This window comes from Microcoleus sp. T3_B1 (genome assembly GCF_036700445.1).
In the GTDB taxonomy this organism is placed as follows: Bacteria; Cyanobacteriota; Cyanobacteriia; order Cyanobacteriales; family Microcoleaceae; genus Microcoleus.
Window position 1 is genome coordinate 1 of the sequence record NZ_JAUBOX010000031.1, and the last position, 21,680, is coordinate 21,680.

Annotated in this window: 19 protein-coding genes; 8 read left to right on the plus strand and 11 right to left on the minus strand. The window is 45.5% G+C overall.

Features of this window, described 5'->3' with window-relative positions; genetic code table 11:
- The coding region (locus QT990_RS17865; protein ID WP_333465576.1) for a photosystem II q(b) protein at positions 1-776 on the minus strand (776 nt) is incomplete at its 3' end.
- Between the two features lie 888 nt (positions 777-1,664).
- Positions 1,665-2,012, minus strand: a complete 348-nt coding sequence (locus QT990_RS17870) for a histidine triad nucleotide-binding protein (RefSeq protein ID WP_006631073.1) — start codon at positions 2,010-2,012, stop codon at positions 1,665-1,667.
- On the opposite strand from QT990_RS17870, the gene QT990_RS17875 reads away from it, so the two are divergent.
- The 3 genes from QT990_RS17875 to QT990_RS17885 all read left to right on the plus strand — a co-directional run bounded on the left by QT990_RS17875 (position 2,011) and on the right by QT990_RS17885 (position 6,149).
- Positions 2,011-2,250, plus strand: a complete 240-nt coding sequence (locus QT990_RS17875) for a hypothetical protein (protein ID WP_333141726.1) — start codon at positions 2,011-2,013, stop codon at positions 2,248-2,250. The two genes, QT990_RS17870 and QT990_RS17875, sit on opposite strands and share 2 nt — an antisense overlap.
- Positions 2,251-2,285: 35 nt before the next feature.
- Complete coding sequence (locus QT990_RS17880; RefSeq protein ID WP_333141728.1) at positions 2,286-3,815, plus strand: YifB family Mg chelatase-like AAA ATPase; 1,530 nt, start codon at positions 2,286-2,288, stop codon at positions 3,813-3,815.
- A 948-nt stretch (positions 3,816-4,763) separates the two neighbouring features.
- Positions 4,764-6,149 (plus strand): hypothetical protein, encoded by a 1,386-nt coding sequence (locus QT990_RS17885; protein ID WP_333141730.1) that lies wholly within the window; start codon positions 4,764-4,766, stop codon positions 6,147-6,149.
- 499 nt (positions 6,150-6,648) lie between these two features.
- On the opposite strand, the gene QT990_RS17890 is transcribed toward QT990_RS17885, so the two are convergent.
- Positions 6,649-7,491, minus strand: a complete 843-nt coding sequence (locus tag QT990_RS17890) for a hypothetical protein (RefSeq protein ID WP_333141732.1) — start codon at positions 7,489-7,491, stop codon at positions 6,649-6,651.
- 715 nt (positions 7,492-8,206) lie between these two features.
- Positions 8,207-8,605, minus strand: coding sequence for a DUF4342 domain-containing protein (locus QT990_RS17895; protein ID WP_333141735.1), 399 nt, complete (start codon positions 8,603-8,605; stop codon positions 8,207-8,209).
- A 1,429-nt stretch (positions 8,606-10,034) separates the two neighbouring features.
- On the opposite strand from QT990_RS17895, the gene QT990_RS17900 reads away from it, so the two are divergent.
- Together QT990_RS17900 and QT990_RS17905 are read left to right on the plus strand one after the other, a co-directional pair.
- Positions 10,035-11,519, plus strand: a complete 1,485-nt coding sequence (locus tag QT990_RS17900) for an ATP-binding protein (RefSeq protein WP_333141737.1) — start codon at positions 10,035-10,037, stop codon at positions 11,517-11,519.
- Positions 11,512-11,676 carry a hypothetical protein gene (locus QT990_RS17905; protein WP_333141739.1) on the plus strand — a complete coding sequence of 55 codons (165 nt, stop codon included), beginning with the start codon at positions 11,512-11,514 and terminating at the stop codon, positions 11,674-11,676. The genes QT990_RS17900 and QT990_RS17905 overlap by 8 nt, the downstream gene beginning before the upstream one ends.
- A gap of 82 nt (positions 11,677-11,758) precedes the next feature.
- Here QT990_RS17905 and QT990_RS17910 read toward each other — a convergent pair whose 3' ends face one another.
- The 4 genes from QT990_RS17910 to QT990_RS17925 form a co-directional block, all read right to left on the minus strand.
- Complete coding sequence (locus QT990_RS17910) at positions 11,759-12,145, minus strand: hypothetical protein (protein WP_333141741.1); 387 nt, start codon at positions 12,143-12,145, stop codon at positions 11,759-11,761.
- A 116-nt stretch (positions 12,146-12,261) separates the two neighbouring features.
- Positions 12,262-13,230, minus strand: a complete 969-nt coding sequence (gene secF / locus QT990_RS17915; protein ID WP_333141743.1) for a protein translocase subunit SecF — start codon at positions 13,228-13,230, stop codon at positions 12,262-12,264.
- A 167-nt stretch (positions 13,231-13,397) separates the two neighbouring features.
- On the minus strand, positions 13,398-14,795 hold the full coding sequence (gene secD / locus QT990_RS17920) for a protein translocase subunit SecD (protein ID WP_333141745.1): 1,398 nt from the start codon (positions 14,793-14,795) through the stop codon (positions 13,398-13,400).
- A gap of 192 nt (positions 14,796-14,987) precedes the next feature.
- Positions 14,988-15,971 carry an alpha-ketoacid dehydrogenase subunit beta gene (locus QT990_RS17925; protein WP_333141747.1) on the minus strand — a complete coding sequence of 328 codons (984 nt, stop codon included), beginning with the start codon at positions 15,969-15,971 and terminating at the stop codon, positions 14,988-14,990.
- Between the two features lie 196 nt (positions 15,972-16,167).
- Between QT990_RS17925 and QT990_RS17930 the strand changes: the two genes are divergently transcribed.
- Entirely contained in the window at positions 16,168-16,731 is a 564-nt protein-coding gene (locus tag QT990_RS17930) for a Uma2 family endonuclease (protein WP_333141749.1), read from the plus strand.
- A gap of 35 nt (positions 16,732-16,766) precedes the next feature.
- Here QT990_RS17930 and QT990_RS17935 read toward each other — a convergent pair whose 3' ends face one another.
- The 3 genes from QT990_RS17935 to QT990_RS17945 all read right to left on the minus strand — a co-directional run bounded on the left by QT990_RS17935 (position 16,767) and on the right by QT990_RS17945 (position 19,818).
- A complete protein-coding gene (locus tag QT990_RS17935) occupies positions 16,767-17,012 on the minus strand; it encodes a type II toxin-antitoxin system HicB family antitoxin (protein ID WP_333141751.1) in 246 nt (81 codons plus the stop codon).
- A 175-nt stretch (positions 17,013-17,187) separates the two neighbouring features.
- Positions 17,188-18,555, minus strand: coding sequence for an NACHT domain-containing protein (locus QT990_RS17940; RefSeq protein ID WP_333141753.1), 1,368 nt, complete (start codon positions 18,553-18,555; stop codon positions 17,188-17,190).
- A gap of 90 nt (positions 18,556-18,645) precedes the next feature.
- On the minus strand, positions 18,646-19,818 hold the full coding sequence (locus tag QT990_RS17945; RefSeq protein WP_333141755.1) for an RNA-guided endonuclease TnpB family protein: 1,173 nt from the start codon (positions 19,816-19,818) through the stop codon (positions 18,646-18,648).
- Between the two features lie 284 nt (positions 19,819-20,102).
- Between QT990_RS17945 and QT990_RS17950 the strand changes: the two genes are divergently transcribed.
- The gene (locus tag QT990_RS17950) at positions 20,103-20,942 is read left to right on the plus strand and encodes an SH3 domain-containing protein (protein WP_333141757.1); all 840 of its coding nucleotides are present in this window, start codon (positions 20,103-20,105) and stop codon (positions 20,940-20,942) included.
- 256 nt (positions 20,943-21,198) lie between these two features.
- On the plus strand, positions 21,199-21,522 hold the full coding sequence (locus tag QT990_RS17955; protein ID WP_333141759.1) for a transcriptional regulator: 324 nt from the start codon (positions 21,199-21,201) through the stop codon (positions 21,520-21,522).
- The last annotated feature ends 158 nt before the right edge of the window (positions 21,523-21,680 follow it).

Genomic DNA, 21,680 nt, shown 5'->3' on the forward strand with positions numbered 1-21,680 from the left:
ATCAAACGACCGAAGTAGCCGTGGGCTGCAACGATGTTGTAGGTTTCTTCTTCTTGACCGAATTTGTAACCGTAGTTCAAAGATTCAGTTTCGGTTGTTTCGCGAACCAAAGAAGATGTTACCAAGGAACCGTGCATGGCGGAGAACAGAGCACCGCCGAAGACACCAGCAACTCCCAACATATGGAAGGGGTGCATCAGGATGTTGTGCTCGGCTTGGAACACGATCATAAAGTTGAATGTGCCGGAGATACCCAAGGGCATACCGTCAGAAAAGCTGCCTTGTCCGATCGGGTAGATCAAGAATACTGCGGTGGCTGCTGCAACTGGTGCAGAGTAAGCGACGCAGATCCAAGGACGCATACCTAAGCGGTAGGACAATTCCCATTCACGACCCATGTAGCAGAAAATGCCAATCAGGAAGTGAAATACTACCAATTGGTAGGGGCCGCCGTTGTACAACCACTCATCGAGGGAAGCTGCTTCCCAGATGGGATAGAAGTGAAGCCCGATCGCATTCGATGAAGGAACAACAGCACCACTAATGATGTTGTTGCCGTACATCAAGGAACCAGCAACTGGTTCGCGGATGCCGTCGATGTCCACAGGAGGAGCAGCGATGAAGGCGATGATGTAGCAGATGGTGGCACTCAGCAAGGTAGGAATCATCAAGACGCCGAACCAACCGATGTAAATCCGGTTTTCCGTGCTAGTTACCCAGTTGCAAAACTGCTCCCAAACGTTGGCGTTTTCGCGACGCTGTACGGTTGTTGTCATAAGAAACTTTCGGTAAGTGGGAAACGACTCGGCGGTTTCAACCGCCTTGAATCCCTTGCGGGGTTGGAGAGGTATGGTTGCCTCTCCGGTGAGGTATGGTTGCCTCAATCTCCTTTTCGGGGTAATGTTCGCTTCGCCAAGGTTATCGGGGCTTGTCACGCTTACAGCACTGTCGAGAGTGACTTTAAGGCTGTTTAACTGTAAACAACAGAGCGGAAAACTAGCGTCGCATTTTCCGGTGTTATGACCCCAATAACGTAGTCAGTGAAGACTTAGGCTGGTCAATACAGCTTGCTTGATTTCTCTTACAAGCTCAGTGGCTTTAGCCCTGAGTTACTGACTTGGTTTATGATTGCTTAATTGAATTTTCAAGGTTCGTTGTGGGGATGCCCCACGCTTATATTAGTAACACCATTCACTAAAGTTTGCCAAGGGATTACTGCTGACAATTTAAATATTTTACAAACATTTACAAAAATTGGATTCTTGGTAAATATTTATAGTTTTTTACAAAGTAATATTACAAGCAAAACGGGTTAAATACAGCGACCTGAATAACTGAATCTATTGGCTGTAGCTTGGTTCAGCAGTTCGAGCATTGTTTTTTGTTCAGGTCGATTCTCTTTGTCTTTAAATATCTGTTAATTAGGTCGTGAAGAGATGATTTTTAATATTTATTCACAAATACCCGGTGGATTCTGCGAGGGGAAATTTTATCGGGAGAATAGTGAAAACCTGGTTTCAAGTGCGATCGGGCTCCATTCTCAATAAGAGCCAATCAACCCGGTTTATTGACGAAAAAAGAAACCCGGTTTCTGAAGCGCTGGGCAATAGAAATCAACCGGATTTCTGAGGATGAGTCCGCAATTTCTGCGTAAAAATTAGGCTTTAGCCTGGGGGCCACTTCATCTGCCGTCCGCCGAGAATGTGAAGGTGCAGGTGGTCTACAGTTTGACCGCCGTCGCTGCCGCTATTAATGACGACGCGATAGCCGTTGCTAAGTCCGAGTTGTTCTGCTACCCGTTTGACAGTCAGCAGCAAGTGTCCCATGAGAGCATGATCTCCCGATTCGGCATCGGCTAATTTGGCAATAGGCTGTTTGGGAATGACGAGGATGTGGACGGGTGCTTGCGGATGGATATCTCTGAACGCGAGGGCCAAGTCGTCTTCATAAACGATGTCTGCGGGAATCTCTTTGCGGATGATTTTGCTGAAAAGCGTTTCTTGAGTTGTCATGGGTGTTAACGAACGAAGGAAGAAGGAAGAAGGAAGAAGGAAGAAGGCGGAAGGGGGAAGAGGGAAGAAGGCCCAAGTGGGAAGTGGGAAGAGGGAAGGCCCAAGTGGGAAGGGAGAAGGGGAAGTGGGAAGAGGGAAGAGGCAGCAGGAGAGAGGGAAGAGGAGAAAAAGAAGAGGCAAGGAAAAGTTTTCTTGCCTCTCCCGATATTCATTAGTCATTGTTAATCATAATAGATGATGAATCAAGGACAGGCAAATTAAGGATAAAGAAAAATGCTTGCTAGGGTTTGGAGTGCATCGATCGTTGGAATTGACGCGGTAAAGGTGGGTGTTGAGGCTGATGTGTCAGGGGGGCTACCGAAAATCGTCGTTGTGGGGTTGCCCGATTCTGCGGTGCAAGAAGCTAAAGAAAGGGTTAAGGCTACGCTAAAAAATTCTGGATATGCTTTTCCGATGCGGAGTATTGTGATTAATTTGACTCCGGCGGATTTGCGGAAGGAGGGGCCGAGTTTTGATTTGCCGATCGCCATTGGCATTTTAGCAGCATCCGAACAAGTCAGCGGTCAACTTTTGGGAGATTATTTGTTTTTAGGGGAACTTTCTTTAGATGGGAGTTTACGGCCTGTGGCTGGGGTTTTGCCGATCGCCGCTGCTGCTCAAAAAATGGGTATTTCGGGGTTGGTTGTACCGGCTGGTAACGCGCAAGAAGCGGCTTTGGTGCACGGAATATCTGTTTATGGTTTTGAGAATATTTTTGCAGTTACTGATTTTTTGAACAATCCTGAAGTTTATTCGCCTGTAGAAGTAAACGGTCGAGAAGAATTAGCTAAAACGCGGTTTTCTGGCCTTGATTTAAAGGATGTAAAGGGGCAAATTCACGCGCGGCGGGCTTTGGAAATTGCGGCGGCGGGGGGACACAATTTAATTTTTGTGGGGCCGCCAGGGAGCGGTAAGACTATGTTGGCGAGGCGTTTGCCGGGTATTTTGCCGCCGCTGACTTTTGATGAAGCTTTGGATGTGACTCAGATTCATTCGGTGGCTGGGTTGTTGAAGGATAAGGGAAGCTTGGTGGGCGATCGACCTTTTCGCAGTCCTCACCATTCGGCATCTGGGCCTTCTTTGGTAGGTGGCGGCAGTTTTCCGCGTCCGGGTGAAATTTCTTTAGCACATCGCGGCATTCTTTTTTTGGATGAATTAACTGAGTTTAAAAGAGATGTTTTGGAGTTTTTGCGACAACCGCTGGAAGATGGTTATGTGACGATTTCTCGAACTAGACAATCGGTGATGTTTCCGGCGCAATTCACTTTAGTTGCTAGTACGAATCCTTGCGCTTGCGGTTATTACGGCGATTCGATTCAACAGTGTACTTGTTCGCCGCAAAAGAGGGAGCAATATTGGGCAAAACTTTCGGGGCCTTTGATGGATCGGATTGATTTGCAAGTGGCCGTAAATCGTTTGAAACCCGAGGAAATTACGCGACAGCCGACGGGGGAGGAGTCGGAACCGGTGCGGGTGAGGGTGCAGCGGGCGCGAGAACTCGCAACTCGCCGTTTTCAGTCGGAATCTAGTTTGCGCTGTAATGCCCAGATGCAAAGCAGTCACATTAACACATGGTGTCAGTTGGATGATGCTTCTCGGAATTTATTGGAGATGGCGATTCGGAAGTTGGGGCTGTCGGCGAGGGGGAGCGATCGCATTTTGAAGGTTGCTAGAACTATTGCTGATTTGTCGGGGGATGAAAGCTTGAAAACGAATCATGTGGCGGAGGCGGTGCAGTATCGGACGATCGATCGGATGCAGTAAGTCAATCGATTTTAGATTTTAGATTTTAGATTTTAGAGGCGACCCCACGGATAAATGCTCTTTCTTGAGGATTTTCGATTTTCGATTTTGGATTGATTCCACGGATAAATCACGTGGGGGGTACCACCTTTGAAATTCTTGGTCAGCAACGGCTCAAAACACACAAGACCCCGATACCCGACTTCTTAAAGAAGTTGGGAATATAACAGTTGATTCGGCGATTTAAATCGCTTCTAAACATACAAAGTCCCAGCCGAGGGGGACTGAGGGATTAAGGGGGTATTTAAGCTGGATTGATGTTGTCCAATTATTTAATTGAGCCACTGAAACGCCCCGATTTTCCCATGTTTATTGTCGGATTTTGTGCTGCATAGTGCCCGGATCACTGGTGACACTTGTGTAAGTTCTGTTAGTGTTAGATTGGGGATGCGACAGCAAACCAAGGCAGCAGTTAAAGTGGCGATAGGAAGCTTTAGACCAACTGCCCGAAAGCTAATCAACTCAAGTGTATCAGCGCAAATATCAAGAGGTTTATCAGCACGTCTAGGAATCTTATTCTGAGGCTACACGCAGTATTTAGACCACTGCAGCTTGAAGCTGGTGTCAATGCCACCCACCCACAGCTTTTGTCAAAAATTCCTCATAATTTCATCAAAAATTCATCAAGTTTTTACCCACTTTTTGTCATTTTTACTGTAATTTATGATACCGATCGCCCAAGTTGCCCGAAGATCCACAACGGCAGAATTTTTAATATTTAATTTCTCGCTCTCTCTCTCCCTCGCTCTCCCTCGCTCTTCCTCGCTCTTCCTCTTTCTCTCGCCCCCTCTCTCTGTTTCACCCTAAAATTTGAAATTTTTGAGTGACGAATTATGGCACGATCGCAGCGCGTTTTGATACCATTCAATCAAGCGCAAGACAATCAGGGAATGCACTGGAGGTGTGTAAATGGAGCTTTTGGCAGAACAAAAACGGTGCTTGGATTGCTTGGTAAGCTCGATCGAGCAATTGGGAGGTCGAGTAGACATTCCAAAGCTGGAGCAGATAGCTGAGCTAATTATTCAAACGATGAGAGGGCCTTGGCGCTACTTTCACACGTCGGAACACATTTTTGAGGTCGGGGGGTCAGTCGATCCGATCGAGGTGCTGGCTGCGTTGTTTCACGACCTCGTGTACGTGCAAGTCGATCAGGGCGTTAGTTTCAATATTAGCAGCGCCCTTTGTCCTTTTGTCAAAGAGGTGCGATCGCAGTTAGTTATTAGAAATGAAACCGAACTGCCCGACGATGCCATGTATCACCTAGTGGCCTCAGTATTTGGGTTTATTCCCGGCAAGACTCTCTCTCCGTTTGGCGGCCAAAACGAATTTTTGAGTGCCGTTATTGCTGCCAAATCTTTGGAGCCTTTTTTGCCAGCTAGTACGATCGCCGAAATCGCCGCTTGCATCGAAGCTACTATCCCTTTTCGTCCCGTTTCGCCCAGCGGTTTGAGCGCGATCGAACTTTTGCACCAGCGTTTGGTAAGTGCGAACCGCGATTTTAACTTGGGATGGAGCGATGCCCAAATCGTAGAAATTGTCAAGCGTGCTGTCAGGTTAGCCAATCGGGATGTAGAGAATTTTGCCTCTCCCAATTCCTCTAATTTTTTAGACAATACCTGGAATTTGATGCCAGAAACCAACCACGAATTGACCAATGTTAATTCCTATACTGTTGCCGGATATCGCAGGTCTCTGCAAAAAATGGAAGGATTTTTGAACTTCCTCAAACCCGAACTGGTTTTCCAGCAGTTTATGCAAGAGCCGGACGATGCAACCTACGCTAACCTGATTGCTAGAACTCGCAAAAATATCGAAGTTGCTAAACTTTATCTGGGGGTCAAGCTAATTACTATCGCCATTTTAGAAGCTCTTTCCTACCGTTTGGGGCGCGATATTCCGCTTTCAACTATGATGGGAGAATTGCGTACACCAGGATTTAAAACCTCGGTTTTGGAGGATTACTTGCCCAACAGACAGAGCGCCTACCCCTTAGACAGTCAGTTGCAAAGAGAAGTGTTAGACCTGCTAGAAATAGGACGCAATCAAGAATCGCGCTATGATATTAAAAACTCCCCGGTTTCTACGTTTATTATCAAATCTATCGGCTTTGCTGAAACAGAAAACTTTTTGAAGAAAGCTCAAGAGTTTTTTGCAGATCCTACTTCTTCGGAAGAGTTTCTCTCTTACTGCGCTCCCGATGTCATCGAGACCATCACCTCCGGCGTGATGAAACTCTTTGACAGCAGGAAGACGGCTTTAGGGAAAGTTAAATTAGTTCACCAAACTGTTTCTTAGGATAGGTTGGCACACTCTTAAAACGTTTTCCACCGCAGAAACCAGGTTTCTTGAGTTCAGCCACAATGTCCGGTTAGTCTGAGATGTTGCACCATTCTCGCTTAACAGGCTTTCGCGCCTGTTTCACAAAGAATGAGTTTTCTTGTGGGGAGTAGGGTTTGGGCAGGAGATTCCGCCTATAGCAGGCTTATTGATAATGGTGCAAGATTTCACTTTAAACCCTAAAAAAAAGTCCTCTTTAACTAATATGTTGCACCATTCTCAATAATCCTTTTTTGGGCGGGCTAGAAGCCCACCCCACAAGAAAATCTACTCTTTGTGGAACAGGCCGAAAAGCCTGTTCTTGAGACGCAAGATGCCTGTTCCACAATAAAATCTACTCTTTGTGGAACAGGCCGAAAAGCCTGTTCTTGAGACTGGTGCCAGATATCAGCTTTAAAGGACTTTAGCTATGAGTCTGGGGTTGGAACCCCAGGCGGACTAATTCGACATCCAACTTCTATTGCGGTGAACCAGTCGCACCCTCTGCGCCGGAGTTGCTTTCAGGTACAGCCGTATCCGTAGGATTAGACTCGCTCCGGCTTTCGGTATTAGTTTCGCCGCTGGTACCTGCTCCAGGAGCGCCCTCATCTTGAGTTGGAGAAGGAGTAGCTGAACTCTCAGGTGCTGCAGTTGGCGGAGTGGAAGCTGGCTCATCCTGCGGATTCGGAACCGTAGTATTGGTATTATTTGACGGCGAAGATGGAGACGGCGCTGCTTGCTGAGCGGGTGCATCTTGCTGCTGTGAATTTGGAATTGTAATATTGATATTGGGAGCCGGACTTGGTTGAGGAGCCGGAGTTGCCTTTTGAGCTGGACTTGGTTGAGGACTCGGCGTAGCCTTTTGAGCTGGAGATGGTTGAACCGGAACCGGAACAATCTTTTGAATGATCGTTTTTTCTCTCTCTATAGTCCGAGTCGGAGCAGGTGTTGCTGAAGGTTGATTCGCTTTCGGTACAACAATCACAGGAGCAGAAGCAGGAGTAGGAGCCTCCTCGCTCCGATTGAAGTAATATACACTGCCCAGAACTAAACCTGCCAAAGAAGCAAGAAGAATTCCTAACAGTAACCCGCGACCAGCATTCTCATTATCGCGGACTTCTTGGACTCCAAGTTGGCGGTGGTTTTCCGCCATTTGACCCTGTACATAACCTTGGTGATGAGCTGCTTCTTTAGAAGCCTTCGCAGTTGTACTCGGAACACTTGTAGTGGTTCGCGTTGTACTGACGTGACCGTTACTTGCATCTGTGTGAACTTCTTGATGAATTTCACGGCTAGAGCTATTTTCTTCGTTAGGTTTCATAATTATCTTCGCCACAACTATTCAAAAAATATTTGTCTGTAGGAGATGCTCTGGTTGGAAAACTTGAGCTAAGCTGTTCAGCATTTAAATCACTTACTTCGATTCACTGTCAAGATTCAGGCAAGATTCATGTGTAAGCATTTGGCGTTTTGCTCATACCCAGTTTAAATGCTTAACAGCTTTCTGCTTCGGGAGTTTAGAGAACTTTTGGTTTTTCCTTCATTTGTATCGAATCTAACTCGCCAATATATTAACCAGGCTCTACCCCCAGAGTGATTGCCCAAGTCTCCAAAGGAATAGGATTAGCCGGACTTCAACAAAGAATACCCGCTAAATGAGTTATTTATAATGCTTGCTGTGCAAGCATATAGCAAGCCTTGCAGGAGTCGTAAAAATTTTACGACTCCTGCAAGGCTTGCTATATTTATAAAGCCAGTTTGTGCTTGAAATTTGTTCAAGTCCGGTTAGATAACCACAATTAAGTTTTTAGTAGTAAAGACAAGTTTTTTCTCATCTAAGGTGTCACGCATTTAAATTGCATATTCAGGGCGGGCTTTCTGGCCCAACCCCTACTCCCCACAAGACGGCGAATTGTTTGTTGACATTCTATTTAAATGCTGAACAGCTTATCAATAGATGATAGTCGTACTCACTACCAACAAGCTTGATTACGGGATATTAACCGGACAGGAGCCTTACTAACAACTGAGTTTTTTTACTCGGTTCTTTCAATGATGATGGTAAGGTGAGCGACTAATGCACCTATCGCTCCTATTGCTGCAATGACTGGAAACAAGGCCGCACCGATGACTCCACCGACTACTCCCACCGTCAGAGGAACTTCTACCAAAATCCGTCCCTCTTCATTTTTGATAATGATGCGGCGGATATTTCCTTCGTGAATCAGTTCTTTAACTTTAGCAACCAAATCGTCCCCGTTAATCTTCAACTCCTCGACGCTAACTTTTTCCTGAGTATAAGTAGGGGTTTCTAAAGGAGTCGTTTCAAAATTAACTTCACTAATTTTGTCGGCCGAAACTTTGTCAGATACAGGTATTGATTCGAGTTCTCTTGTCCCGACTGGTTCTTGTAGGCGTTCTGTAGGTGTGTCCATTTTTTGTTCTCCTTTTAGGTAAAAGTATTTTTGTATAGAATTATATTGAAATATAACACGCAACTTTTTTTGAATCAATCATTCTTTTGGGTGATATTGCTGGGGGTGCTATGGTGCTTTTCTCTATTGAGATTTGACGGTGAGATTCTAAACTCCTTCCTCAGTGGGCGTTAGCGGCCGACTTCCCTTGTGCCGTTTGGTTAACTGTCTGCTTCTGGCCCTCGCACCGCCCCACCCTTGAAAAACCTTCTATCCAGACAGCCAAAGGATAAAAGCGACTTTCACACTCTCAGAGACTCAGACTCAACAAATGTACAGGTTGAAATACTGACATTGTACTGAAAGTACGATCGCCCCGCCGTGTATAGAATTACCACCTCTAGTTCGGGAAACCGCACATGGAAACCGTCGCTTACTTTCCTCCAATGTCATTTCAATTTAGCTCAGTGCGATCGCCCAAGCAAACCCCACCCCCCGATGTTCCTCAAATCAACATCTTAGAGTTTCTAATGAGAATTGCCTAAACTCAAGGGGGAGGAGAAATAATAATGATCGAAATATTACCGCAACCAAACCAATTTCGTCAAATTGAAGTTGAAGTTGGGGAAAATTCGGGTACAATAGAATTATTTATTTCTGCTTCCTCTTGATTCTCCGTCTCCGATTTGCCAGCGACAGAATTTGAATTTCAAGTTGGTGCCCCGACGGTACTTTTGTGGAAACTTTTAAGGCAGGTTAAGGGGATGTGTGGAATGTGAGTTTTAGTTGCGATCGCACAACTTTAGCATCTGCCGGGAAAAATTTCGTCGGTGAAACTTTGGAGTGTCGATGCGGCTAAAGTATAAGCTGCCGAACTTGACAAATTGCTCGCCATCGGCTGTCCCTGGCTCGGAGACTACCTACAATACAATCTTCGGGTTGAGTGCGATCGGCATTTGTGCAAAAAAACTGACAATTGAGATTAATTGGCAATTGCCGGAAACCTGTTTGGCCTGAATTTTAAAATCGGGCGATCGGCGGCCGATTTGTCGCTATTCTTGTCTTATTGTAATATAATTTTACGCAAGGGGTAATACGAAATGTACTGCCACAGGTCGCAGATGTCTATCCATCTGAACCAAGTTAATGTCATCAAACATTAAAAATAGTTATGACTGTTATATTCGGATTAGCCAAATCTTGGATATATAAAATTTACTACATAGTCAAGTTTCAAAGGGGTGTCTGCTGTTAAATCAATCTAACCTGCAATATCGTTTCGGGGGACACCAGCACGATTTAAGACAAAAAAATCCTGCTGAATTAACGGGATTCCAGGGAGCAGAGGGAAGTTGATAACTAAGCTATAAAAAGAGTTGAAAATGCCGTCTAAATAGTAGGCAAGACTCCAGCAGCCAACCGCAACTGCCAATTACCAAAGGAGGGAGCAGTGTATGAAACTGACGGGTTGAGTCCCCTAAAATCGCCGCTTGGTTTGCGATCGACTCTACAGGAATTAACCCTGTACGACTTTCTCCTAGAATCTGAGTGTCCGGGGGACGAAGTTGCTAAAATTTTTCAAGCAAACCCTTTAGTTCCGGGCATCATCATCACTCAGCAAGGAAAGTTTATAGGGATGATTTCGCGGCGGCGTTATTTTGAACACATGAGCCGCCCCTACAGCTTGGAGTTATTTTCTCAACAGCCTTTGTTCATACTCTACCGCTTTACTAAAACTGATATGTTGGTTCTCGATCGCGAAACCTCAATTGTGACGGCAGTGCGGCAGTCTTTGGAGCGATCGCCCGAACTAATCCACGAACCAATTGTAGTACAAGTAGAACCGGAAACTTACAAACTTTTAGACGTACACCAACTGCTGCTTTCTCAGTTGCAAATTCACGAGTTATCAACCGTGGCAATGCGCGAGTCGCAAGCGCAATTGAGACATCAAGCCCAACAGCTCGAACTGGCCCTGCTGGAACTTCAGCGCACTCAAACTCAACTAATTCAAACAGAAAAAATGTCTTCTTTGGGGCAGTTAGTAGCAGGAGTAGCTCACGAAATCAACAATCCTATCGGCTTTATCTACAGCAATTTGCACCACGCTAAAGAATACACGCAAGCTTTAATGCAGATGCTCAACATCTACAGGCAGCAGTGTTCCGAATTCATACCGGAAATTGCAGCGGAAGCTGAAAAAATCGAACTCGATTATTTGCTAGAAGACTTGCCAAGAGTCTTAAATTCCATGCAGCAAGGTGCAGAAAGAGTGCGCGACATCGTTTTGTCGCTGCGGAATTTTTGCAGATTAGACGAAGCTGAAATGAAGCAGGTCAACATTCACGACGGTATCAACAACACGATTATGCTGTTGCAAAGCCAGCTTAAAGCGAAACCGGGGCAGGAGGCGATCGAAATTCACAAAGAATACAGCGACTTGCCGCTGGTGCAGTGCTATCCCGGACAGCTAAATCAGGTATTTATGAATATTTTACTTAATGCAATTTACGCTCTTCTTGAGTCTAATACATACGAAAATGTCGATAAAAACAACCCTAAAAAGTCGCAATTAGGCGACCCAAAGCAGTCTTGTACAACGACTCAATTATCACTTTCTAACTCTACCCGCCTGATTCCTGTGATTCGGATTCGCACCGAATTAATTGAGAAAAAAAAGGTAATAATTAAAATTTCTGACAACGGGCCGGGGATGGCAGAAGATGTTCGGAAGCGGTTGTTTGACCCTTTCTTTACTACTAAGCCGGTCGGCCAAGGAACGGGTTTGGGACTGTCGATTAGCTATGAAATTGTTGTCAACCAACACGGCGGCGCATTGAAGTGCTTTTCGGAACCGGGAAAAGGAGCAGAATTTGCGATCGAAATTCCGCTTCAACAGTCTTCCGTAGCACAGATTTTGCCTCGCTTTGCATGATATAGAAGAAGGAAGAAGGAAGAAGGAAGAAGGAAGAAGGAAGAAGGAAGAAGGAAGAAGGAAGAAAGAAAAAGGAAGAAGGAAGAAAGAAAAAGGAAGAAGGAAGAAAGAAAAAGGAAGAAGGAAGAAAGAAGAAGGAAGAAGGAAGAAGCAATAAAAGTTAGGGACTCGGCGGTTGAAACCGCTTCTTGTCAAACTTTCGTTCCTCTCGCTTGAGACTAAAGAATAAAGCCCGTCGGCTACCGCGAACCTTTGCAAACCCACTTCCACAAAGGATGACTCGGCCCCTGTTGGCGAATGCGGCGAACTTGTTGTTCCAAACCCTGTTTTTCCCGCAGGGGCAATCCTCGCACCATATTGCGACTTTGCCAAGTTAGCACTCCTAAAGTCATCCCCAAGCACAAACCCAAACCGAGAGTCGGCCAGCGATGAAAAGATAAACCGTAGCGCACTGCCGCCCAAGTGAAGTGTTCTAACCACAAAGCGATTTCGCGGCGCAAACCCCAAATGCTCAAAGAACCGACGCTAATCCACAGCAATATCACAGTTAACCAGCGGCCGTAAACTGTTAGTTTGTGAAGCCTTTGGACTTCACTTTGAAAATTTGCATCGCTTTCATTAGTCATTAGTTATTAGTCATTTCTCATTTGTCATTGGTTATTGATTATTGAGGATTTATTATTAGTCAGTCAACAGTTAACCGTCAACAGTTAACCGTCACCAGTTAACCGTCAACAGTCAATTAAACTTCCTCTGACTGGTTGATTCCTTCTGCGGGGACGGGGATGGAGTGACCGGTGCGACTGCGCCACCAAGCTAGCAGCGTACTGGCAACGAAAATACTCGAATACGAACCAGCAATAAAACCGACAATCAAAGCTAAAGCAAAGTATTTGAGGGTTTCGCCGCCAAACAAAAAGATTGAAAACAATGTCAGCAGCGTGGTAAACGTTGTGTTAATTGACCTTCCCAGCGTCTGCATGACAGCATCATCGACAATTTGATTGATTGGCTGTCCCGGATTTAGCTTGATTACTTCGCGCACGCGATCGTAAATTACGACTGTATCGTTAACAGAAAAACCGATAATTGTCAAGAGAGCGACCACAAATAAGCTGTCAACTTCCACTCCTTGAACTAAACCCAAAAACGAGAAAACACCAAGAGTAACCAACACGTCGTGGAATAGAGCAACGAAAGCAAAAAAGGCATAATCCAACTGAAACCGGAATGTTAGATAAACCGTAATTCCGGCAAAAGAAAGAAATAAAGCCAACAATCCCGAAGTAAATAATTGTTTACCGAGGGTAGGCCCAACCGTATCGATTTGAGTAGATTGAGGAGAAAAAGTGCCTATCTTTTCGCTCAAAGCTGTTTGCAAATTAGTCCGCTGTTCGACATCCAAAGTTTTTGTTCGCAGTGACAAACCGCGCTGTTCTTTGCCGATAACTTGAAGGCTGCTGCCACCTAAACCTTGGGTGTCCAGGACTTCACGGACAGCAGCAAGATCGATGGGTTTACAATTTTCCGGTTTCGTGCAGTCGAGCTCAAATTGCAGGCGAGTGCCGCCGACAAAATCTAAACTTGGGCGCAGCGGTGCGCGGATGTCGGGACGACTCCAAGAAATCGCCATCGACACTATACCTGCGAGGATTATAGCGGCGGAAATACTCCACCAGAGCGATCGCTGTTTGATTACACTGAATTTCATAATTTAGCGGGAATTGGGAATTGGGCATTGGGAATTGGGCATTGGGCATTGGGCATGGGGCATTGGGCATTGGGCATTGGTAATTAATTTACAACTAATTTTTAGCGGTTTGTAGCTGACAACTCTTAGCGATTACCAACTACCAATTACCAATTACCAATTACCCATTAGCTATTAGCAGTTTTCGACAAACCGGGACAGAACCACTGAGGTTTCCGCAATGCTGGAAAGCTCAATACTACGAACAGCAGAGTGCGGCTGCAAGTGAGCGCCGTAAACATACTCACTCCCACCCCCAATGCCAGAGTTACAGCAAACCCTTTAACTAAACCAGCGCCCAACCAGAACAAAGCAGCACAAGCAATAACTGTTGTGACGTTACCGTCTAAAATGCTGGAAAAAGCGCGGTAAAAACCCGATTCTACCGATCGATAAAGCGATTTCCCCGCCCGCAACTCTTCCCGCGTGCGTTCAAAAATCAGCACGTTAGCATCCACAGCCATCCCGATGCTGAGCACAAAACCAGCTATTCCCGGCAGCGTCAATGTCACTCCCAAAAGCACGAAAGCTGCCCAAGTTAATAGAGCATAAATTAACAGCGCAATATTGGCAATTACGCCGGGGAGTCGATAGTAGGCAACCATGAAAATCAAGACTAAAACTAAGCCGCCGATACCTGCGTTAATACTGCTTTGAATGCTGTCTTTACCCAAGCTAGCGCCGATGGTGCGGTTTTCTACAATTTCGACCGGCACAGGCAAAGCGCCGCCCCGCAATTGCACTGCTAAATCGTTGGCTTCTTGCGTTGTAAAGTTGCCTTGAATTACGGCACTCCCACCAGTAATTCCTGTTTGGGCAAATTCAACGCCGACGACTGGAGAACTGATCATTCTTTCGTCTAGGAAAATACCGATACTGCGTCCGGTGCCGGCTAAATTTTTAGTGAGTTGGGCAAATAGTTCGCCTCCTTTGGAATCGAAAACAAGAGCAACGTTCCAGTTGTTCCCAGCCGCCAAGGGTTGAGGTTGAGCGTCTTTGAGGTTTTCGCCGCCGAGGCCGCTGCTTTTGAAGAGTTTGGCGATCGCCTCATTGCTTCTTTTCAAAGCAGCCTGATTTTCTTTAATAGCCGCCTCATTCGGGCTAGTTTTCAATTCTGCTTGTTTGACCAGCAATTCCTGCTGCAACTGCCTTTCAATGCCTAATTGTGCTTCTGTTCCAGGCAGTTGTTCCAGAAATTCTAGCTTTGCCGTGCCGCCCAAAACTCGTTCTGCTTGCTGCGGGTCATTTACTCCGGGCAACTGCACGAGAATTTGGTCTTCTCCTACTGTTTGGACTAATGCTTCGGAAACACCCAAACCGTTGACGCGGTTTTCGACAATCCGCCGCACTGCTTCTAACATTCCCTGGTCAATTTTGGGAATTGTGGGGGTAGTTTTTACCTGAATTGTGAGTTGCGACCCTCCTTGCAAGTCTAATCCCAGCCGCGTCGGAATTGTTACTATTACAGTAATGGCGGCGATGATTAAAACAAAAATTAGGGCTAATAGGGAACGTTGTTTTTGCATATTTAATTATTAGTCATTAGTCATTGGTCATTAGTCATTGGTCATTGGTCATTAGTCAGTAGTTAGGTGGAAGAAATAATCAATCTGTGCATCCGTGTTTTAGCATCAATGTCCTGCTGGCAGATATCGTTAGTTTTAGCGAACAACCAAAGAATGATAACTAATGACTAATGGCTAATGACTGATGACTATTTATACTCGCAAAGCTACCATTTTTTGGACGGCCTCGACAATTTGATTGGGCTGGACAATGGTCAGTCTTTCCAAATTCCCGTTGTAAGGTGTGGGAATATCTTGTGAAGACAGGCGCAAAACTGGTGCGTCGAGTTCGTCAAAAAATCGATCGCTGATTGAGGCAATTAGTTCGGCACCAATGCCTCCTGTTTTCATGCACTCCTCTACAATAATTACTTTGTGAGTTTTGCGAAGGGATGCGCCGATGGTCTCCATGTCCAGGGGTTTGAGAGAAATTAGGTCGATTACTTCTGGATCGTAACCTTCTTTTACCAGGGCGGGGACGGCTTGCATGACGTGGTGTCGCATCCTCGAATATGTCACGATTGTGACATCTTTGCCCGATCGCACAATTTCTGCTTTGTCCAGCGGCACTAAATATTCTGTTTCTGGCAAATTTTCTTTGAGGTTGTAAAGAAGAACGTGCTCGAAAAACAGAACGGGGTTATCGTCGCGGATAGCTGATTTTAAGAGTCCTTTGGCGTTGTAGGGAGTCGAACAGGCGACTATTTTCAAACCGGGTACTGCTTGGAAATATGCTTCTAAGCGCTGGGAGTGTTCGGCGCCGAGTTGCCGGCCCACGCCGCCGGGCCCACGAATTACCATTGGCATTTTGAAGTTGCCGCCCGATGTGTAGCGCAGCATTCCGGCGTTGTTGGAAATTTGGTTGAAGGCCAGCAGCAAAAAGCCCATGTTCATGCCTTCGATGACCGGCCGCAGCCCCGTCATTGCTGCGCCTACTGCCAGGCCTGTAAAGCTATTTTCGGCGATCGGGGTGTCGAGCACTCTAAGTTCGCCGTATTTGTTGTAGAGGTCTTTGGTGACTTTGTAGGAACCGCCGTATTGACCTACGTCTTCGCCGAGTACGAATACGGCGGAGTCGCGGGCCATTTCTTCGTCTAACGCCTCGCGGAGGGCGTTGAAAAGTAAGGTTTCTGCCATAGGAGATTAAGCAATGATTGCAGGAGGGTCAGACTAGAATATTAACCTTTTGGGGGTGTCGATGAGGATGCGATCGCAAATTCGGCAGTTAAAACCTGAGATTTTCCCAATCTTTATCATAACATTTGTATTATGTCAATGAATATTTAAGAAGTTAAAATAATACTAACTTGCCTGCCCACAGCAGAGGAATATTATGCTCCAGACAAAAACTCAACTAACTCTGGAAGAGTTTTTCGCTCTTGGCGAAGGAGAAGGCGATATTACCTACGAACTTATTGACGAGCAAGCAGTACCGAAGATGTCACCTAAAAAATTTCATTCTCGCCTCACCCGAAGCCTAATAAAAATCCTCGAACAGTGGGGTGAGGAACGGGGAGAAATTGGTGTAGAATGGGCGGTAAGATTAACCAGACTGGGGCGAGACTGGGTGCCTGTACCCGATCTTTTATATGTTTCTTACGAACGCTTATCTCCTGACTGGAATCAAGATGAAGCCTGTCCTGTAGTCCCAGAATTAGTCATAGAAATTATTTCACCAGAACCAACTTTCGGTCAGTTAGCTGCTAAAGCGAGAGATTATTTAGATGCTAAGGTATTGCGGGTTTGGGTAGTAGATAGCAAGGCGAGAAGCATTACAGTTTTTTACCCCGATGCAGCACTGCAGACTTATAGGGGAGATACGCTATTAACAGATACACTTTTTGAGGGATTAGAATTTACGGCAGAACAGCTATTTCAGATGGCAAAAATACCATAAACTTTTTTTAGGATGAGTGTGTGGTAGTTGACAAGCTATTCCCTATTTAAATCAATATTGTCAATGACGGGCATTCGATGTTGCAATTTTAACCCTAGCAAAATCCAGTCTTCCAAAGTTGAGCGCAACTCATTTTGACACTCCTTTAAAGTTGAACCAAAGGCGATGACTCCCTTGCAAACAGGAATTTTCCCAACAAAGCTACGATCTTCAAGTTTGTCATACATCGCCTCCGCCATTGCTTTGTCAACGTATTCGCTCAGAATGAATTTTACAGTCATTGAGTTTCCTTTTGCTTGGCAAATATTTGGCTAGTGGGTATTTACGGTTCCTCCACAGTTCCATTTATTATATTTCTTTTTTTTGTTAAATACCTCTAGTTAAAAGAGTCCCAACTCATACCTTATAGGAGACCAGTTTATATCATAAATATTTGTTTTTGTCAAGCTCCGGCATTTAGATTTCCGAAAAATGTTTTTGCAATAAATCGTGAATAAATCGATAACGCCGATCGCCAGTTTTTTGCAGCAACAAGCGATCGCTCGCAGCATCGAGAAAACGCCTGTAATCCCAAGGAATGTAACCCTTCGACCACAGTACAAGGTGCAATATAAAACTTTCAATCCCCGGAAGTCCCGGCAACAAAGCACTAATTACCGCAGCAACAGCGCCGGCAATTAATCCCCAAATCGACCCGGAGACTAGGCTGGCAATTAATCCCAAAAGCACCCAAATCAGCCCGCCAACCAGCTTAACTCCAAACTGATACTTGCGCCGTTCCTCGTCTGTTTGCAGCCAGCTAGATGGTATGCGATCGAGGTAAAATTCTTGAATTCCTTCCTGTTCCATCCTTCTCGCCAACCATCCCAGCCAGTGGCGAATTTGTTCGGGCCGCAGTTCCTTACCTCTGGGATACTGCTTGACTTCGCCGGTGATTTGGTGGCGAATATACGCAGTTAACAGATATTTGCGCTGTTCTTCTGCGGAAATAATGCGCTTCCAAGCTTCAATTAAAATATCGTCGTAAGCCAGAGCCATCATGCTCAAAAGCAAGGGAACTTTTGCCAATTTCAACAACTCCGGCTCGTGCTCAATGCTGTACCAAAGTTCGCGGCTTCGGGCTTCTAGCAGATAATTTTGAATTTTAGTTTCTGTTAAAGGTTTCAATAAAACCGCTGCTTGCAGGCGAAATCGACTTTCGCAGTTTTTGTAAGCATCAAAACTGCTGCAAGCTACTAAATGTTTGGGTTTAAATTCGCTTTCAACAAATTGATTAATTGCTTGAATGCAGATATTTTGGCGGTGGGTTTCTACTTCGTCCAAACCGTCGAGGAGAGGCAGCAATTGTTTTGCGGCAAGCCATTTTTTGCCCACCGCAGGAGAGATGCCGTATTTGAACTGAAGTTGAGCAATTAACCAATCTGCGATCGCCCCAGATTCTGCTTTCCACGATCCGAGTTCAAACAGCACTGGTACTGGCAAACTAGCATCTTTTTGGGCGCGGGAAATTAACACGCGAGCTAATTCTAGCAGCGTCGTAGTTTTGCCTGCACCCGTCGCTCCCAAAATTACCAATTTGCCACCGGTGCGATCGAACACTTTGGCAATGCTTGCTGTGGGAGGAAGCCGAAAACTCGGACGGTTGCCCGCTTTCACTTCCACATCCCAACAGCGGTTAACACCAACAGGAGGCGAGTCTTGGCTGAGGTTAGCGAGCACAGCAGCGTGCAAAGACTGCGCGAGGCCTGCTTGGACTTCCTGCTTCACCTCCTCCAACAATCGATCGCGAGGCTGTTGCAATCTCAGAGGAATCAATTTTGACATTTTATGTACCTCGCGCTGAACGCTTACCTTCGCAAATTTGCGCGCAATTGACATCCACTCCGCGCTCTCTGCGACGGAGATTCCTAAGACTCACGACTTAGGTTTCTGTTTCATAGCACCAGCCTTAACAGATTTACTCTGTTCGGGTCTTACAGTCGCTCCACAGACATTCACCGCAAGCCCTGCGGCAAGAATATTTTTAGCAGCATTTACATCTCTATCGTGATGTGTACCGCACTTAGGGCAATCCCACTCTCTGATATTTAAAGTCAGCTTGTCAACGATATGTCCACAATGTCCACACCGCTTCGAGCTAGGAAACCATCGGTCAATTTTGACAAAAGTACGACCGTACCAGTTGCACTTATATTCAAGTTGCCTGACGATTTCCCCCCAACTAGCATCACTAATCGAGAGAGCGAGTTTTCTATTTTTTACCAGATTCTTCACAGATAGATCCTCGACTGCAATCACTTGGTTTTCACGAACCAGTCGAGTTGTCAACTTGTGAAGAAAATCATTGCGAGCCTCGCTAATTTTTGCATGAACTTTAGCGACTTTCAACCTTGCTTTGTGGCGGTTTTTAGAGCCTTTTTTCTTTCGGCTAAGCGCTTTTTGAGCTTTACGTAACTTACGGCGCTTTGCTTTGAAAGTTTTAGGGTTAACAATCTTCTCGCCATTACTCAAAGCGATCAGGCTAGTAATACCCAAATCCAAACCAATTTGATTAGGAGACGCCGGTAATGCAGCTATCTCAACATCTACCAGTAAAGAAACAGTCCACCGTCCAGACGGTGAGAGCTTCACCGTAATTGTTGATGGTTCTGCGCTTTCTGGGAGTTGACGACTCCATCGGATATCCAAGGGTTGAGTACATTTAGCTAAAAATACTTTGCCATCTTTCCACCTAAAAGCGGCTTTAGTGAATTCAGCATTACCGCCGTGATGCTTTTTCTTGAAGTTCGGGTATTTTGCCCTTCCTGCAAAGAAATTAATAAAGGCAGTTTGTAAATGTCTCAATCCTTGCTGTAATGGCACACTGCTAACTTCATTGAGAAACTGCAAGTCTTCCTGCTTTTTCCAACTGGTTAGCATTGTTGAGGTTTCCGAGTAGCCGACTCGCTCTTGACGTTCATACCATGCTTCTGTCCTTGCGGCTAAAGCACGGTTGTAAACTAATCGAGTACATCCCATCGTTCTTCTCAGCAAAGTTTCTTGCTCAGGAGTTGGATAGAATCGGTACTTAAATGCTTTTTGTGTCATACTTACATTGTATCAGATATTCTGTAAGGTCTTCAAATTAATGTAAAGCCGTCCTAGAAGGGCGGGGTTTTAAACCCAAATTTTCGATAACCCAGAGCAAGATTACCATCAGTATAGGCGTCCAGTATATATTGACTCAAATTATTGCGACAATTATGGATATGAAATTTTATCTAAAAATCCTGACCCTGTGGCCCGCACTAGGTATTTCCACTATAAATTAACTGGCGATCGCCTCAACTCCTAAACAAAAATTATTAGTATAGATACAGAGAGGGTTTTTTATGTCATTTACGAAGGGTCAAATCATCACAGTAAGCTTAGCAGGAGTTGCAACAGCGGTGGGAGTAGCTGTTGCAACTATACAGTCGGGTGCGATGAAACAATCCCATCTTCCCCTCGTTGAATCGCCGACATCCACCAGAAACCAGATTGCAGGGCCGAGGAACAACCCTGAATCTCGGCAACCAGAACCTCTGCAAGCACAAACCCAAGCGGCAGAATCTCCGAAATCCCAACCCCAACCGGCAAAAACACCAGCACTTCAATCCTCGCTAGTTGCAGGAGTCTCTGGGCCAAAAGGTGAGCCAGTAGTTGTCACACCGCCCAATTCTGGTTGCAAAATCAGTATGGCTGTAGTCAGCGATCCCAATCCACCGCTAAATGTGCGATCGATCCCCCAAGTAAGGGGCAGCAACATAGTAGGAAAACTTAAAAATAATACCTTTGTTTCAGTCGCCGAAGAACAAAACGGTTGGCTGCGAATTACCGATCCGCCCGGTTGGATTGCCAAAAACCGCACCGAAAGCAGTTGTTCTAACGTCAACCAGCAGATTAATTTTCTACCGGGAGGAGATGAGGCAATTGTTAAAGGTCGAATCATCGGCGGCGGCACCCACTCTTACCGGATTCGCGCCCGAAAAGGTCAAACAATGACTGTTAGGAATCGGAAAGATGTTTTCCCGCAAATTCTAACTCCTCGTGGCAAACTTTTAGCCGGAGATCCTTATCAAGGCAATGAAACAGAGTGGACTGGAAAAGTGCCAGTAACTGGCAATTACACATTACAACTAGACTCAAATTTCCGGGGGTACGAATACGAATTTTTAGTACAAGTGCGTTGACATACTCATCGCCCTTTCATGTGCGGTGGTTAGTGAGCGTAGTCGAACTATGATTCTTGACGCTTTTTTGGGGTCTGCTACCTTCGGTAGTCTTACGTCCCCTCTGCGTCGTCAGTCAAGCGAGTCGTGGCAATGCCCTATCCCGACTTTGTTTGTATTTTGGGCGGCGTTGATTGACTGTAAAACGAGTTATTCTGGTATAATACAGGGGATACAATTATGCCTGCGGTAACTCCTTAGCTAGTAGAAAACAGGAATGTCAACAAAAGTAGAGGAAAATCTAGCGATCAATACTGGAATCCATAAACGTCTCGGTCAGTTAATAGAGGCGTTGGTGGAGGATGAGCGCGTTGGTAGTTCTAGGGAACTAGGAAGGATTACAGGAGTTGCATTCAACACGCTGGTGAACTGGAACGAGGGCAAAGCCGATCCCAGATTGCAAAAGTTAGTTCAGTTTGCCTATGCTATCGGTTGGTCTATGACAGAGTTGATGCAATATGCGGAAGGGGATGAAGATCCCTATGAAGCGATCGCTCGTAAAAAAAGAGCAGGACAGCAGAAGTATCGGAAATCGTCTTAACCAGAGAAAAATATCCATTTATTCAATATTTCAATGCCACGCTAACTGCCGAACAAATTCCGAAGCGCGACTTATTTTTACAGCGTATTAAATACGTTATTGAAGGGTTTTGGCAAGCGGTCTCGACTTTCCTGGTGCGATCGCCTGCTAACACAATT